This is a genomic window from Sinorhizobium sp. P24N7, assembly GCF_042436655.1.
GTDB lineage: Bacteria > Pseudomonadota > Alphaproteobacteria > Rhizobiales > Rhizobiaceae > Sinorhizobium > Sinorhizobium meliloti_A.
The window spans coordinates 1-448 of record NZ_JBHMIW010000131.1; the positions used below are offsets into that span (position 1 = coordinate 1).

Annotated in this window: 1 protein-coding gene; it reads right to left on the reverse strand. The window is 57.6% G+C overall.

The window, feature by feature from the left end; translation table 11 throughout:
• Positions 1–131 (reverse strand): LysR family transcriptional regulator (locus ACFHWW_RS34285; protein ID WP_379943843.1); only part of this gene is annotated, 131 nt, incomplete at its 3' end.
• Positions 132–448 lie beyond the last annotated feature (317 nt).

Consider the following 448-nt stretch of genomic DNA (forward strand, 5'->3'; position numbering starts at 1 on the left):
GAGAGAACACGATCGACGCTATCCGGGTAGCGCCTGTCCAAGGTGATCTTGCGGGTCGTGTGGTGAAGAAGTTTGACGCTCAACCGCTCCTCCAGTGCCGAAATGTGCTTGGTGGCGATCGTCTGCGACATGCCGGTGCGAGGGCAGCGCTGAGCATGCCTGGAAAGTTCCACTCCCGTCCTCTCAGGCTCTCGCAAGCGATCGAAGCGATGATGTGCAGGGCTTCCCGACCAGGCTGCAGAGGAAAGTGCTCGTTTATTGCGGTGAGAATTGACGATCGACAGCGATTTCGTCAGGTTGTGCCTCCTGAACCGTGTCCGTTGACGGCAGATCACTATGGCCTACAGATTCTAAAAAGGGTGGGAGTTGCCAACATCCGATCCGACACCCCGCGCGGCTGGTGCCGATGGCATTCCTTATGGCCATTCTCCTTGGCACAGCATTGCTG